This is a genomic window from Legionella rowbothamii, from assembly GCF_900639985.1.
Classification (GTDB): domain Bacteria; phylum Pseudomonadota; class Gammaproteobacteria; order Legionellales; family Legionellaceae; genus Legionella; species Legionella rowbothamii.
The window spans coordinates 63,482-80,710 of the sequence record NZ_CAAAIM010000005.1 but is presented as its reverse complement, the minus strand read 5'-3'; the positions used below and the strand labels follow the sequence as shown (position 1 = coordinate 80,710).

Below are 17,229 nucleotides of genomic sequence, written 5' to 3'. Positions count from 1 at the left end.
CGTGCAGAGAAATTCTCTCATGTTTTACCCAACTTCAACCAGCCACGGACCAGCCGCGGCAGGAAGGCGATTATCTTATTATTTGAGGCGATTAAGATGCCTAAGAAAACTGGTATTCTATAGCGGCCAAGGTTTGGAAACTATGGAATGTGCTGCTCGCATTGTAATATTTTTCTTCAACCCGCATTGTAACATTCTTATGCGTATAGGAAATTCCCCCACCTAAACGAAAACCGTCTTTATTCATGTTTAATTGGGGTAGAGTGCCATTAATCGTAATAGCAGAATTTACAATAGGACGGCTATTTGAGAACTGAGCTACTTGAAATAAACCACCATTAATGAAAGGCATTAATTTAGGATTGATAAAATAACCAAGCTCTGCATTTTCCATTAACAAGGTTGCTTTATTGGTTAAGGCTTGAATTGGCACCGCCGTTTCTAGCGCAGGAAATTTATAGGTATAAGGTCCCGTGCTAATTTGGCTAAATAAAACGCCGAAATTTGCTCTTAGCAAAAACTTTTGCCAGCTTTTTCTATAAATTCCATTGGCACTAACAAACCAGTTATCACTCCCGTTACGTGCATAGGCATGCGACTCATCAATAGTACCCGGAGCAACAGTCAGATAACTATTGATTTTGTTGTATCCGTAACCGGCAGCTAAATCCAAATAGATTTGCGGTGTAAAAATCTTTAATACGTGACCAAAAATCGTATCATTTTTTATATTTTGTGAAGTCTTAGTCAATGGACTTGGGTCTAAGAAAAACGCAGAATTTAACGACGTATCCACTCGAAAATAGTAAACACCTGCCATTATGCTAGGACCGAAAGAAAGGTGATCCGCTCCGGCTGAATAAAGATTTGAGTGTCCATTGTAACGATTCTGATTCCCCGAAGAAGATGACTTAAAGTGAAAATCAGTATAGCCATAAAGGAATTCTGGAGTTATTTTTTTCAGAAAACCTGATACATTACTAGTGTTTTCATTAGCCATTTCAGTCCGTGTTCTGGACAAAGCATCAGCACAAACTATTTGCCCACTGCCTAATAAAAATAATGACAGAATTACCGCTTGCTTTTTCATCACATCCAAATTCCTTTTCTAGAAGGTATTATCATCATCCCTCATCATAAACAAAAAATAGGGTATTAGACAAGATAATGGTGGGAAAAAAGCTGGTAAATCAATGCATTCAACAAATCAGCATTCATGCTTGCAGTATCGCACAGATGCATTTGTTAGCCGAAAAATCCGCCCATTTTTATAACCCGGCCCTCATAACACGTCTTGTGTGCGACATATCTGATTTAAAAGATGAGCAGATCGTTAAAAATATTACTCAATTAGCGCTGCACGTCATTAACAGCTGCTGGGGACAGAAGTCGCCTCAGAAGAAAAATGTTTTTCCTCTATAAGAGGATTCATAACATCTCTTATCACATTGAGCGCCCAACAGATCATTGGTAGAAGCATCATGCATGCTAAGGTAGGTCCAACGGGGCTCCCCACTAAAGCAGCTGAAGCTGCTACTGAAGCAAAACTATAGGCCAAACCCGAACTATTTTTTATAATTGATTGCAGATGAGGATGCTCTTTTAAAAAGACATTCTTGTCTATATATTGATTTGTTAGTAATTCAGGTAGCCACTTTAAAAGCGCCGCTAACGCCCCTACTCCTGCAAAAGCGCTAAAGCCGCCAGCGCCGCTTACTAGCTCAGGAACAAAGAAGGAACCAGCATATTTACCAATAATGCCGAGAATACCCCCACCTATAGCACCACTCAGTGCTTGTGTACTTGCCTCTAAGAGAACATCCTCAGCATTAATAGTTCTCGTTGCATTATCGATTATATTGTCAGCCATAAATAAGCTCCCATAAATTAAGTAAACAGGCAAATTGTATACAAAAACACCATAAAGTTCAATAAAATCCAGCCTGCGTCAGGCCACCTTGAGTAATTTCGACTCAAGGTGCGCAGATATGCACGCCGAGAGTCCATCATTTAAGCAAGTCAGTACCCAAGTAATGGTGGGTAATAGCATCATGCACGCGACTGTAGGTCCTACGGGGCAACCGATTAGAGCGGCGGAAGCAGCTACCGCGGCAAAACTATAAGCCAACTTCAAGCTGTTTTCGATAAAGGACTTCAGAATGGTATGCTCAGCTAAATAATCGTTGTTGTTCAAGTAATCTTTGGTTAATAGCTGCGGGACCCATTTTAAAAGTGCGGCGAGAGCACCAACACCTGCAAAAGAAAGAAAATTACCGGCATTACTTACCATTTCAGGGCTAAAAAATGAATAGACATACTTACTAACAACGCCACCTACGCCCCCATAGACAGCCCCCACTCCTGCTTCACTACACATTTGAGCAAAAATCTCAGAAAACTCCTGAGACATTAACCCATCAAAACCATCATTATCTGAACGAATAATTTTTCCTGAGTACTCCGAATGATTGCGCATAAAGAAAGAATCCAAATCAATCAAGTTGTCAAATTGTACTATTTGCTGTCAATAAATTCAACACATCGTTGGTTTGAACTCTAATCGGCGTAAATTCAGAGGATTATTTACGATTAAAACCTAATGCACGCAAACGTTGCTCTATTGAGGGATGAGTATCAAAGGCACTACTTAAGGATTTAATGGGCGCAATGTCTGATGGGTCAAAAAGATAAGATGCCTGGCGAACTTCCTCATGAGCTGTATTTCCATATTCTGCTGAATAATAATCAGCATGCTGTTCATGATCAGAACTAATCTTCAATAAAGCTCGAGCCAAGGGCTCATTATCACGCATTAACTCGACACAGCCTGCATCTGCCATATACTCACGGGTGCGGCTTAAAAACAAGGTTAATAAAACCGTAATTAAAGGCAGAACATAGCGCAAAATCATTATCACCATGAACAATTGATTATTATCGCGTCGATCATTGCCGTTGCGTCTAAATAAAACTGAATAGAACAATATATCGACCACGATAAGCAAAATATTGCTCAAAACGGCCACGGTTAAGGTCAATTTAATATCACCATGGCGAATATGACTTAATTCATGTGCCATAACGGCTTGTAATTCCGCACGGCTCAATTTATCAATTAATCCACGGGTAATTGCAACCATTGCAGACTTTTCACTATACCCACTAGCAAAAGCATTCATATAATCTGCTTCGATAATAAAAACCTTGGGAACATACTGCAAGCCAGCAGCTACAGTCATTTCCTCTACTACATTATATAATTGCTGTTCTTGCACATTTTGCGCATTATGGGGGGTGATCTCGCGATACTCGGTACCTAAAAGCATGATGCGATCATAAAGTGAATACGTGATTAGTAGAGAAATCGCGGCAAAGCCAACCATGAGCAATGTCGCGTAAGGAATCACTCGAAAATGCATCAAGACATTCATACTTTGTTGCACGGTAATACCCGGATACATGGCTTGTAATACCACAATATCCGCAATAAAACCGACAACAAAGTAAACACCAACAAATAATCCAATTACCGTACGCGTCTTACGCTGGTTTTTTCTTATTTGCTCGCGCCAGTCACCTGCACTGCCATGATAGTCAGCAAGACTCATAGTCTATCTCAAAATTTTACGGTGTAGTCTTCTCTAACCTGAACTTGTTCTTCAGGAAGACCCCAGTAAACAAACTCTTTATTCAACGCTGAAGGGAAATAATTTACTACCATTGATTCAAAGAAAGACTTTTTCTTCGCATAATAACGCTCAATTGCATCATTATACGCTTGCTTGGAATACGCTAATTTGTTTTCGGTATTCACAATTTCTTCCTGCAATTGCAGCACATTTTGATTTGCTTTCAAATCAGGATACTGTTCAAAAACCACATTAAGCCCCGATGCTATTTGCGAAATTCCATTCTCTGCCGCAATTCGCCCTTGTTCATCACCCGCTGCTTTAGCCGCTTGCGCTTGATTACGTAAGGCAACAACATCTTTCAAAGTGGTTTGCTCGTAATCCATGTATTTTTTAACGGTATCAATTAAGGATTGGAATACCTTAAATCGGCGATCTAATTGAATATCAATTTGCTTTTTGTCGTTATTAATTGTCTCTATTAACTGGATTAAGGTGTTGTAAATACCAATAGCCCATATCACCCCAAGAACAATGATAACTAAAAGCGCAAGAAAGAAAGTTCCCATGTTGTTATCCTATAAAAAATATCCTATTTAAGTTATAGCTTGAAAATAGTAAAAATAACAGGGAAATGTACTGGAGCATCCCGTATTACGACTTCTCCTAATACGGGTGTGCTATTTGGAATTCAGAAGTGGTTTTAAAAATTGTCCGGTATAGGATTTTGGACTTTCGGCGACTTGCTCCGGAGTTCCAGTAGCAACGATAAGCCCTCCTTTACTACCACCTTCAGGACCTAAGTCAATAATCCAGTCCGCGGTTTTTATCACATCCAAATTATGCTCAATAATAACAATAGTATTACCCTGCTCTCGCAAACGGAATAATACCGAAAGCAACTGCCGAGTATCATGAAAATGCAGGCCTGTAGTTGGTTCATCTAGGATGTATAAAGTACTTCCAGTACCACGTTTTGATAATTCGCGAGCCAATTTAATTCTTTGAGCTTCTCCACCTGATAAGGTTGTAGCACTTTGCCCTAACTTGATATAAGACAGGCCCACATCCACCATGGTTTGGCATTTTCTGGCTAAGACAGGAATAGCCGCAAAAAAAGTACACGCATCCTCAACCGTCATTTCTAAAACTTCATGAATATTTTTGCCCTTATACTGAATATCCAAGGTTTCTCGGTTATAACGCTTACCCTGACAGACATCACAGGCAACATAAATGTCAGGTAAAAAGTGCATCTCTACTTTAATGAGTCCATCCCCTTGGCAAGCCTCACAACGCCCGCCTCGAACATTAAAGCTAAAACGCCCTGGCTGATAACCCCGGGCTCTTGCCTCAGGAGTTCCGGAAAATAAATCGCGGATATGGGTAAATAGGCCCGTATAAGTTGCAGGATTTGAGCGCGGAGTGCGGCCAATTGGGCTTTGATCAATATCAATTACTTTATCACAAAGATTCAGCCCTGAAATTTCTTTTACAGCCCCGGGTGTAAATAAGCTGGCTCGATTTAACTGGTTTGCGGCAATGGGATACAACGTATCATTAATTAAGCTGGACTTGCCCGATCCAGAAACTCCCGTGATACACGTCATCACGCCTAAAGGGATACTGACACTAACCTGCTTGAGATTATTGCAGTTAACCCCTTTTAAATGAATCATTTTCTCAGGGTTAATCGGTAAACGTTCCTTAGGCACGGCAATCGCCTGTTTACCTGACAAATATTGCCCTGTAAGGGATGCGGGATTTTGCATAACTTCTTCCGGAGTACCACGGGCAACAATTTCACCACCATGAACTCCAGCACCTGGACCAATATCCAACACAAAGTCCGCGCTACGAATAGCATCCTCATCATGCTCAACCACAATAACAGTATTGCCTTGATTACGTAAATGCATCAACGTTTTTAATAAACGATCATTATCGCGTTGGTGCAAGCCAATTGACGGTTCGTCTAAAATATACATCACCCCAACCAAACCAGAGCCAATTTGACTGGCAAGACGTATACGTTGTGCTTCTCCACCGGATAAGGTTTCCGCACTGCGAGTTAAAGACAAATAATCCAGACCGACATTAACTAAAAACCCTAAGCGTTCTACGATTTCTTTATTAATCTTGGCAGCAATTTCACCTTTATAACCAGTTAAACGTAAATTTTTAAAAAATTCATACGACTTTTCTATGGAGTAGGCAGAAATTTCTGGCAAATTTTTATCATCTATGAACACATTACGTGCTTCTTCACGTAAGCGGGTACCGCTACAGGTCTGACATGGGCGCGAAGATAAATATTTAGCGAGCTCTTCTCGAATCATCCCCGAATCGGATTCCCGATAACGACGTTGCATATTAGGTATGACACCTTCAAAGGCATGTCGCTTCAGCATAAAACCACCATTAGGTCGATGGTAATTAAACTCGATCACTTCACTGCCGCTACCATATAAAATAATATTTTGCATCTCATTAGGGAGATCACAAAAAGCGGTGTCTGTATTAAAACCATAATGCTGCGCCAATGATTCCAGCATCGAAAAATAATAATTAGTCTTTTTATCCCAACCACGTATAGCACCTTCTGCTAAACTGGCCGTAGCATCATGAATGACTCGCTCCGGATCAAAAAACTGATCCACTCCCAAACCATCACACGAAGGACATGCACCAACGGGATTATTGAACGAAAAAAGACGAGGTTCCAGTTCGCTCAAACTATAACCGCATTCCGGACAAGCAAACTTAGAAGAAAATACCAAATCGGTAAATTGATTATCCATGGAGGATACTATTGCAAGCCCCTCAGCCAAGTTAAGCGCGTTTTCAAAAGACTCGCTCAAACGTTGCTCGATTTCGGGCCTTACTTTAAACCGATCAATCACTACCTCAATAGTATGCTTAGTACGTAGGCCAAGTTTGGGTGGCGAATCAAGCTCATACAATTCCCCATCTATACGCGCACGGACATAGCCCTTGGCTTGTAATTGTTGAAATAACTGTACCTGTTCACCTTTTCGCTCACGCACAACAGGGGCCAAAATCATCACTTTGGAATCCGCAGGTAAAGTCATGACCTGATCCACCATTTGGCTGACAGTTTGCGCATGCAAGCGCACATGATGCGTTGGGCAGCGAGGCTCACCGACCCGAGCGTAAAGTAGGCGTAAATAATCATAAACCTCGGTAATTGTCCCCACCGTAGATCGAGGGTTATGCGAGGTTGCTTTTTGTTCTATAGAAATGGCTGGAGATAGACCCTCAATAGAATCCACATCAGGCTTTTCCATCATCGAGAGGAATTGTCTGGCATAAGCAGATAAGGATTCGACATAACGTCGCTGCCCTTCAGCATACAGCGTATCAAATGCTAATGAAGACTTGCCAGAGCCTGATAAACCAGTAATAACAATTAGCTGATCTCGAGGTAAGTCTAAATCAAGATTTTTGAGATTATGGGTTCGTGCACCACGAATACTGATAGTTTGCATAAAATTCGTTCGGTTAGTTTAAGAACTCGGAAAAGAAAAAATGAATTATGAACTTAAATTAGCAGAGCGTATAGACATTTTTAATTCCATATTCAAGATACTTCAAAAGGCATGGTTTTCTACGTTCTGAAGTAGCTTGGGTATCTATAGATAGTTCTGCTACAATTAAATGAATAACTCGTTAATATAAAAGGATTTTAGTGATGAGGGCTCTTGTACTCGGAATCATACTCATTTTAGCTCCCAATCTTTACGCAAAGGAACCCATGCCCGTAACTGCGTGGACAAAAAAAACCTTACTAAACACCTTAAGTATAGATTATAAGTCCATAGATGAGGAACCCAATGAGCGTAAAATCGGATTTAGCGTCAGTTCATGGGATGCTCTTAAAGGATTTCTTGGGGGATACTTACCAACAATCCGCGACCAACAATTGTCCATCCACCCTGTTTTTCTTATTGAACCCCAAGTAGTAGACTCCGGTGTTGCCTCTGGAATTCATTTTGCGCGCGTCAACACTGAGGTCCTCTTACCAGAAATTAATGCGAAGATTGCCTTTTCTGTAATTGTCATTGCAACTAAATCACCATCCACTACCCCTTATATTATCCAAAGTATTAGCATGGTTAAGGAGGAAAAAGAATGAGTCCTACGTTTCATTTTAAATTATTTTTCTGGTATTTCTGCCATTTTAAAGTAGCGATGATCGGCTACTTAAAACCACGACTCATTAAAATAGATGAAGAAGACATTGTCATTCGCCTTCCCCTTAGAAGACGTAGCCGTAATCATTTAAACTCGATGTATTTTGGCGCATTATCTGTCGGCGCAGACTTAGCGGGTGGAATCCATGCTTTTTATCATGCCGAACTTGCTCAATGTAAAGTTTCATTAGTTTTTAAGTCATTTCAAGCGCAATTTTTACGCCGCCCTGAATCAGATGTTTATTTTGTGTGCACGGAGGGAGCACAAGTCAAAGCAATGTTAGAGGAAAGCCAAAAAACAAAAGAGCGAATAAACAAACCAATCAAAATTGGTGCCTATACTGATTACCCAGGATTAACGAATAAAGTGGCTGATTTTACCTTAGAATTATCGGTAAAAGTAATTTCATAAAAAAATAAGTTCAAATAACCTACATTCTTAATAATAATTTAAGTATTATGCATTACACTACCGCGGGGTTAATAATGTAGGGCATCTGATAATTATGATAGAAGACACACTACGAGTTATTGAATCATTCAAGAGAAACCAGCTTTCTAAGCATGTAGAGCGTGGCTATGCGCAAATTTTTGACATACTTAATAGCAAACATGTTAGTCCACAAATACGTCCATATTTCGCCCCAGAAAAGATCAATACAACTGGCGTTCCTTTTACAGGCTTTGAACTTGAACCCGACAACATTACCCAAATAAAAAAACTAATCAACGCACTTTATTATGCTCGTTTATCATTTATTGATTTAGAAAATCTAGATATTAGAGATTTACGCAAAGCCACTCCAAATGCCAAATTACTTATTAGTAATACAATTGAAACAACTTATGAAGCAAGTTACTTAGCCACACATTTGGATGTGGATTTAAAAGAAATGTTCCGAGAAGAACTTGATTTTGTCCTGCCCCATTTAGCTCAGGTACAACAGCTTGCTGAAAAAAATGCCCAAGCAACAAAAGATGCGATTCAACCCTATCCCATCGCCAAAACTGTCGGTGAGGCCACGGGTAGAACAGTAGATCAGCTGCGCCCTCTAGGTGGAGATGTCGATTATAATTTCCTAACCGAATTTAGTGCACTGTTACCCAGTTATATTAATCAGCTAACAGAGAAGATCGAGTCGTATTCGTCCCAAATTCGCCAAAACGAACCAAAGCTCAACCAAAAGAAATTAGATGAAATACAAAACGCAGCACTTCATTTATTAAACGACATAGAAAATTTAAAAGGAAATAAGATCCTTGTCTCACTTAAATTTTTAAATTACATCCACATTCTTCGTAACCTAATTACCCTGGTAGCGAGCACCCTAGAACAGGTTGGAGAATTAAGCGAATTCTCCCAAGATGTGGTATGCGGTAAATTATCTCAAATAAAATATGACGTGCTCCCTAAATTATTTGGTCTAGTAGATAAAATTGAAGTAAATTGCATGCTCAATCCGGGCACCTTATCTACTCCCCTGATGGCTAATACGCAAAAATTATATGAGGCGCTTGTTTATCTTCCCAAAAAAGCCATTGATTTTAAAACACGAGGGGAAGAGTTACTGCAAATCGAAGATTCGCGTTTTATTGAGCTAAGACTGGAACTCGCATATAAACGTATTGATACTGCAAATAAGACACTTTATAAAACCAAGCAAGCTCAAGATGCAATTGATGCGTTTTTCGATGAGTTGGCAAAAGCTGGGAATCAAAAGCTAAGTCTTCATCAATTACCCGAGCAGGTAAGAGAAGAACTTATTAGCCATTACAAAATATTTAAACCTTATGTTGAACGTCTAGATGTCGATCTTAATGACCAAATGATCGCAGGCCTCCTTGGCCCCCAAGCCTGGTCCTCATACACTACCCGCTCAACCTGGTCTTCCTATATCTCAAGACCATTGAGCTTCATAACCAGAGCCCTAGACCCAGATCACGTAAGCTTAATTCTGCCTAAAAGGGCAGCCCTATCTGCATTAATTAATAAAAATGAAGCAACCCAACTATTCCACATCAGACTCAATCGCGATCTGATTGACTCGGTGTATAAAAATGCGCAATTAGCCTTATATCCCTATAATCGACAAACTAATGTATACACCCTTGATGAAACGATTCCGCTAGGAATTAAAAAAGATGAAGCACCGCTGACCATCGAAAAAACACAACTTCTAACACTGAGAAAAAATTTTCTTAGCTTCAGTACGCTAATTAAAAGAGCTATTCGCCAAGATCAAACTCATTTAACCTTACATCAGCTCGGCAATGAGAGCAAAATTCGTCTTAAAAATCTTTATAATAAATTACGTCCTTATCTGCCTTATTTAACAGAGCACAAAGAGGACTTACAAAATTTTGAACAATATCTTTTTGCTGTGCTGGCGAATAGGATAGTGGACATAAAAGATACCCCCACTATTGTCGACACAACCTTATTAATACAAAGTTGCGCAACCTCCCTGTCAAGGATCCAAGCTTCATGGCCTACCACAGAAGATGACTCTTATTATGATTTAAAAGAAGCTAAATTCCTTGATGAAGAAGCTGCTGCTGTGTTTCTCGAACAAGAGTCCAAAAAACTGAAATTCGAAAAAAGCGACAGCACTCAGCATACTTTACTGAAAAATTCTGAACAATTAACCGCCGATCAAACTCTTGAGCTCTGTGAATGGTATCGCAATAAGCACAATAAATTTCAAGTTGCACGACAAGCATATAATGATTTTATGAAACTGTTGCAAATACACAGTTCGCAACAAAATCATCCAAATGTCCAAGCCCCCCTACTTCCTTATGATGATACTCGTGCCAGTATCTATAATATTGACGAAACTAATCCACAAAATACTCAGGCGAACGTTTTAATCCCACATCCTGAGCAATTAACGGCTGATGAGGTAATTGAACTGTATGCGTTATATCGTAATAAATACAATGACTTTCAAGCTGCTCGCCAAGCCTACATAGAATTTAACAAGATTTTGCAAGAACATAGCCTTCCTGAAAACATTTTTGACCTAAGTCAATTGGATGGAACGCTCAAAGAAAAATGTCGTAATTTATATGCCGTATTTCAACCTTATTTTCTAGCCGCATCAACATCAAACCCCGATGAGAGGTCCCATTTAGACCGAGTTTTAGTTGATTTATTATCGAATAACCCTGTAGAAGCAGACGACTTACCTGTGGCCGGCTTGTTCAAAGAAGCCGAAAGATATTTTGTCCAAATTGAAAAGACCTGGCGACAAAAGAAGCAACAATTTATGCGTTTGGCACGGGAAAAAACCACCACTGAAACTGCATTCATGGAGCTCCTAAAAGCTCATAACATCAAAGGTACAGTGCAAAATATTGAAGCATTAAACGATCAAATAAAAACTCAATGTCGCAATTTGTATAACGTTTTTCAAGCTTATTTTGTTTGTGCAGCCCCCGAGCCCCATAAGGAAAGTATTCTAAAGTTTGATAAATTCTTAGCAGAAGCGTTATCGAATAAACAAATCGACGCCAAAGCAATTCCATCCATTGACTTGTTCGAAGTCCTGGACGAGCATTTTGAAACTTATTTTGCTAATGTGAGTATGGATTGGCATCATAAAAATCAACAATACATTAGTATTGCTCAAGAAAAACTTGTCGATGAAAATGAAGCGGCCTCGCTCAGCTTAAACTTAAAACAAGGGGAAAGAGCCTATCGTCTTCTCAAAGACACGAGCATTTCTAAAGGAATCGCTGAATTTAGATCGGCGCTATATGGCATCCAAGCACTCTTTAATGAGTCCATGCGCAAACAATTAGTCCCCAAAGACCAAGGTGTTCCTTATCCTGAAATGGAAGATCCTTATCAGCAGCTTGCCCAAAGTATGCAGGTTCGCGCGATAAAAGATATCTATAATTGTCTGTTTCACATTGAAGGGATTGCTCATGAGTTAGAAAATTTAAACGATTACAACCTTCATGGTCCTTATTCCGCGATTGGCGAAGAAAGTATGGCCAAATTAAGGAAATGGAATTATGTTCGCACGCTGTTACAAGCATACGGTCATATAAACGAAATCATAAAGCTCAGTGAAAGGCTAGCTACAGATCCTCATTATAGTTTTATTACTCGGGAATTGATCAGCAAAGCTCAAAATCTATGTGCCATAATTCAAGGACATTCTTTCGCATATCAAACAGCTCCAGAGCAAATTCCCGTCCCTGGAACAGTACAGCAAAATTCGGTGTGGTTTGCGCTTAATGCTTTTTATATTGGCCCAAATCACATTAGATCGCTAAAAAATAAGAATTATCAGTCTACTAAAGAACTGAATACACTCTATAAAAATGCAAAACATGCAACATTGACCATAGAAGCAATGATTAAAAATTCGCATTCTTATTTTAAACTCTTTCTACAGTCGCCGCAGATGTTATTGCTTTACAGAGAGCTGATGCAAAAGCTCAATGAATTTACCACCACAGCACATGATGCAGCACTAAATAATATAGATAAGATTAGGCCTGGAATATTTACGCCAATGCTGCTTGAAGCGGATCATTGGGAAACAAAACTTGGATTAGCTCCAGGTAGTCTCTCAGAACCATTAAGACGCGTCACAAATGAATTTTATAAAGGCTTCTTAGAAGCCCTGGATTTACCTTCTGAAATGCATGTTGCGTTAATCTGCGAGAAAAAACCATTAGAAGAACGTACTAATACTCTCAATAAAAAAATTACTAAAGCTCAAAAGAATATTGAGCGAGTCAAAGAAGAGTATGCCGGGATTGAAACCTTATACCAGCATGTTCAAGAGTATAAACGCTATGCCCATCCTGATATCATATCAAGCATACAACCCATTAGCGTACATCCATTCACCTTTGAAGAGTGCGTTAAGAGACTGCAAGATCAATATAAGAAAAACTTGCCCATCTTGGCTCAGCTTCGTGATGCAAAGAAAGTCAGCGTCGATGTAAGTACCTATGAAGACCAGCATCGATTAGATAAAATATGTAGTGAGCAACTTAATGCCTACGACCCTGAGTTTACCGAAATTGAAGGCTGGATTACTGGAAGTTATCATTACGTTCTAGGTCTGTTATCAACCTATGAGATGAGACTGCAGACCGCACAAGAACAGCTGGCGCAGCTTAAAGAAATCGATAAAGCCCAAGATCAAGAGAATCAAGACTTTATTCACGACTATACGACAAAAACCTTTGATAGGCACTTGAAGAAACTATGTAACCGTCATATTGGTTTACAATATACAGATCAAGAATATCGCAAAGAGTTACGTAAAGAATTACTTACTTTTAAGTCCCAGATCATTGGCCGGGCAAAAACGGTAAAAGACATTAGTTTCAGCATAGAAAAACAGCTACAAGAAAAAATCGGCGAGTTTGAACTGAAGCATTATGAGGAATATGCACAACTTGATCGCGTTCTGGTTGTTTTAGCGCAAATAAAAGGATATTTGAGTGACGCAACGAAAAAGAAAAACGAACAACAGGTAAGTTCAGTACAGAAATCTCAATCTAAACTTAAAGATCCATTAACTGAAAAGTCAGAGTTAATTAATGACTTATATGAAATAGCAACAAATGCGCAGGATAATGCAGATGAACTCGTGTACGCTGATGCAGACTCTGAGCCCATGGCAACTCTTCAAGAAAACACGGCGCCTGTTCCTATAGTAAATTCTGAAAAGATGAAAAAACCAGCGAAAAAGACCGAAGATGAGCCTAGCCCCCTATCAATTAAAGAACGTTTTGAAAAGATAAGTAAGCTAGTGAAACAACCTCGCTTTGAAAGTGTCCTGCTCGCTCCAAATAGGCATATGGATACATTGAGTTTTGCTTATTTGAAAGCCTGCTTTCTCTCCTTACTAGAAGCATTAAATTTATATACTTCTACAAGGAAGCGATTCTTAGAAAACATGAATGAGGCAGTTGATAAACCACAAAAACTGGATTCAGCATTAATAGTAAGATTTGGATTATTCATTCAACCAGATCAGTCTCAAGTTAGAGGAATACCAGAACAGACAGATACAGCTATTGTCGCATTGCAATAGCAAATGTTCACGCTGGTTGTTAAATGAAGTAAAAAACTATCATCATTGCGAATGAAGTGAAGCAACCCAAAGTTCCGTGCCGTGAACCTCTGGATTGCTTCGTCGCCTCGCATCTCTAGATGACCCAATTTACATAGCCCCTGAACGGATACTTGTACAATAAAATATGTCATCCTGAGAAATTTATACCTTCAGGGTGAAAAGCAAATTACGGATAGCCGCGAAAGCAGCTAGCCCAAAGACTCCTCATTATCCAGATGTTCCGCCCTAGCCTTTTCCACATGCTCTTCAGCTAAAAACAGATACATCGCAGGAACCACAAAAAGGGTAAATAAAGTACCAATCGAAATTCCTGTCGCAATCACCAAACCAATATTATAACGGCTTTGAGCTCCCGCCCCTGTAGCAATAATTAAGGGTATAACCCCCAAAACCATCGCGGCGGTAGTCATTAATATTGGGCGTAAACGAATGGCAGCGGCGGCACGAATTGCATCGAGTTTCTTTTCTCCTTTTTCCTGTAGCTCATTGGCAAATTGCACAATTAAAATACCATGTTTACTGATTAAGCCAATCAAGGTGACCAAGCCTACTTCACTATAAATATTCAAAGTAGCCCCCCCCACACCAAGACTTACGAAAATCATCGCTCCGCAAATAGACATAGGTACACTGATTAATACGATCAGAGGATCACGGAAACTTTCAAATAACGCCGATAAAGCTAAGAAAATAATGATTAACGCGAAGAAAAAGGTAACCAGTAGTGATGAGCCTTCTTTAATATATTGTCGGGATTGGGATGCGTAATCAATGGTGTAACCTTGGGGTAAAGTCTGATTGGCAAAGGTCGCTAGCGTACTTAAAGCTTTCTCAGTTGAAACTCCGGGGAATGCCACTGCTGAAATCGTTGCAGAATTAAGCTGCTGAAAATGGTTTAATGATTCAGGAACAACTTGTCGCTGCAAACTGGCTACAGTAGAAAGAGGTATCAACTGTCCCGTTGATGTTCTAATATAGTAATTTAATATTTGCTCTGGATTTAAACGAGACTCTCGTGTTACTTGGGGAATAACCTGATAAGAACGTCCCAAAAAGTTAAAATAATTAATATATCCCTCACTAAGAGCGGAACCAAATACATTTCCAATATCCTGCATTGTTAATCCAAATTGAGAGATTCGGTCTCGATCTAAATTAATTCGTGTTTGTATTTGGTCGATTTTTAGATCGACGTCAAGGTAAGCAAACAAACCAGAGCGACGAGCTTGTTCTAGTATCGGTTGCATTACTTCATTTAAATTTTCAAAGGGCTCAGTGGTCGTAACCACAAATTGAATAGGTAAGCCGCTTCCTCCGCCGGGCAATGAGGGTAATTGAAACGCTGCTATTTTGGCCCCAGCAATTTGATTTAATTCATGTTGAATTAAAGGTTGCAGCTGATTTGAGGTGCGACTACGCTCATCCCATGGTTTTAAAACCATACCAATAATGGACGTATTTAACGCGGTCTGCCCATCCACCTGAAAAATATGATCGGTTTCCGGATACTTTTGATAGATTGCATTGACCGCATTCGCGTAAAGCTGTGTTTGAGCTAAAGAAGCATTCGCAGCGGCCGTGACTTGCGAAATAATAATCCCCTGATCTTCTTGCGGTGCCAATTCTGATGCCGAAGTCGTAAACAAAAAGTAATTACTGATTAAAATAATCGCGGCAAAAACGAGGACTACAGGCAAATTGCGCAAAGTTCTTACTAAGACATGTGAATAGGCTTTTTCTAACTTATTAAAATAATAGTCAACTTGCGTCATAAAACGCCCTTTAGTTGCACCATCTCCTACTCTTAAGAATTTAGAGCACATCATAGGCGATAAAGTTAAAGCCACCACTGCAGAAATGGTTACAGCCCCCGCTAATGTAAAGGCAAATTCAGTAAATAAAGCCCCAGTTAATCCTCCCATAAAGCCAATAGGAGCATAAACTGCAATCAAAACTACCGTGATTGCGATGATCGGATTGGCTAATTCACTGGCTCCCAGTAATGCCGCTTTAATTCGAGTTCGTCCTTCCTCAATATGACGCTGTACGTTCTCTACAACAATAATCGCATCGTCCACCACAAGGCCAATTCCTAATACTAAAGCCAATAAAGTCAATAAATTAATGGAGTAGCCTAAAGCCAGCATGACCCAAAAAGTGCCAATAATGGATAAAGGAATTGCAATTAAGGGAATAATAACGGAACGAATAGAACCAAGGAAAATAAAAATGACAACCGTCACAATCATGAAGGCTTCCATCAAAGACAAAATTACTTCATGAATTGAGGAATTAACGAATAAACTTGCATCATAAACGATATTGGCATTTAAACCTTGAGGTAATTGCGCCTGAATAGTTGGAAAAATTTTTCTTATTTCATTAATTACAGTTAATAAATTAGCCGATGGAGCAACAATAATTCCAACATAAACGGCAGTTCGCCCATCAAAACTCACCGAGGAATTATAATTTTGGGCACCAAGATCAACATCTGCGACGTCCCCCAAACGAATAATGGCGCCGTTTTGTGCCTTGATAATCATTTTTTTAAATTGCTCGACATCGTTAAGATCGGTAGATGCAGTCAAGTTTTGAATAAACATCTGCCCATCGGTACGGCCCACAGCAGAAATAAAATCATTATTAGCCAAAGCAGCCCCAATATCTGCGGCCGAAAGCCCGAAACCAGCTAATTTAACGGGGTTAAGCCAAGCACGTAGTGCAAAAGTTTGGTTTCCCAGAATTTGCGCATTCTGCACACCATTAACGGCCTGCAACTTAGGTTGAACGACGCGAATGATGTAATCGGTAACTTTATTAATCGGCAATTCATCGCTAAAAAAACCAATATACATTGAATCAATAGTTTGCCCAACAGACACCGTGATTACTGGTTGTTGTGAATTTTTCGGCAGCTGATTAAGTACAGCATTTACTTTGGTGGTAATGTCTGATAATGCTTTTAAGGGATCATAATTCAGTAATAAATTAACGGTAATCGTACTGGTACCCGGTGTACTAGTAGAGGTCATATAATCAATGCCATTGGCCTGGGCGATGGAGTTTTCTAAAGGCGTGGTAATAAAACCCGCTATCACATCAGGGTTGGCTCCGGTATAGGTCGTCGTGACTGTAACAATGGCATTTTCCGTAAAGGGATATTGCATTACAGGCAAAGACCCCAAGGAGCGTAGCCCCATAGCCAAAATCATTAAGCTCACCACAGTAGCCAATACAGGCCGCTTAATAAAAATATCGGTAAATACCATAAATACA

The 17,229-nt window shown here is 39.7% G+C and carries 10 protein-coding genes; 3 read left to right on the top strand and 7 right to left on the bottom strand.

Annotated features, from left to right (window positions below; genetic code table 11):
* Positions 1–100 precede the first annotated feature (100 nt).
* From E1P08_RS09845 to uvrA, 6 genes are all read right to left on the bottom strand, one after another.
* Positions 101–1,090, bottom strand: coding sequence for an autotransporter outer membrane beta-barrel domain-containing protein (locus E1P08_RS09845; protein ID WP_133137024.1), 990 nt, complete (start codon positions 1,088–1,090; stop codon positions 101–103).
* Positions 1,091–1,366: 276 nt separating this feature from the next.
* The gene (locus tag E1P08_RS09840; RefSeq protein ID WP_133136853.1) at positions 1,367–1,870 is read right to left on the bottom strand and encodes a hypothetical protein; all 504 of its coding nucleotides are present in this window, start codon (positions 1,868–1,870) and stop codon (positions 1,367–1,369) included.
* Between the two features lie 78 nt (positions 1,871–1,948).
* Positions 1,949–2,476, bottom strand: coding sequence for a hypothetical protein (locus E1P08_RS09835; RefSeq protein WP_133136852.1), 528 nt, complete (start codon positions 2,474–2,476; stop codon positions 1,949–1,951).
* A gap of 103 nt (positions 2,477–2,579) precedes the next feature.
* On the bottom strand, positions 2,580–3,608 hold the full coding sequence (htpX, locus tag E1P08_RS09830; protein WP_133136851.1) for a zinc metalloprotease HtpX: 1,029 nt from the start codon (positions 3,606–3,608) through the stop codon (positions 2,580–2,582).
* Between the two features lie 8 nt (positions 3,609–3,616).
* Entirely contained in the window at positions 3,617–4,198 is a 582-nt protein-coding gene (locus E1P08_RS09825; RefSeq protein WP_133136850.1) for a LemA family protein, read from the bottom strand.
* Between the two features lie 111 nt (positions 4,199–4,309).
* Complete coding sequence (uvrA, locus tag E1P08_RS09820; protein WP_133136849.1) at positions 4,310–7,138, bottom strand: excinuclease ABC subunit UvrA; 2,829 nt, start codon at positions 7,136–7,138, stop codon at positions 4,310–4,312.
* 203 nt (positions 7,139–7,341) lie between these two features.
* Between uvrA and E1P08_RS09815 the strand changes: the two genes are divergently transcribed.
* From E1P08_RS09815 to E1P08_RS09805, 3 genes are all read left to right on the top strand, one after another.
* Entirely contained in the window at positions 7,342–7,785 is a 444-nt protein-coding gene (locus tag E1P08_RS09815; RefSeq protein WP_133136848.1) for a hypothetical protein, read from the top strand.
* Positions 7,782–8,255 carry a PaaI family thioesterase gene (locus tag E1P08_RS09810; protein WP_133136847.1) on the top strand — a complete coding sequence of 158 codons (474 nt, stop codon included), beginning with the start codon at positions 7,782–7,784 and terminating at the stop codon, positions 8,253–8,255. Before E1P08_RS09815 ends, E1P08_RS09810 begins: the two co-directional genes overlap by 4 nt.
* 94 nt (positions 8,256–8,349) lie before the next feature.
* The gene (locus E1P08_RS09805; RefSeq protein ID WP_133136846.1) at positions 8,350–13,908 is read left to right on the top strand and encodes a hypothetical protein; all 5,559 of its coding nucleotides are present in this window, start codon (positions 8,350–8,352) and stop codon (positions 13,906–13,908) included.
* A gap of 230 nt (positions 13,909–14,138) precedes the next feature.
* On the opposite strand, the gene E1P08_RS09800 is transcribed toward E1P08_RS09805, so the two are convergent.
* Positions 14,139–17,222, bottom strand: a complete 3,084-nt coding sequence (locus E1P08_RS09800; RefSeq protein ID WP_133136845.1) for an efflux RND transporter permease subunit — start codon at positions 17,220–17,222, stop codon at positions 14,139–14,141.
* Positions 17,223–17,229 lie beyond the last annotated feature (7 nt).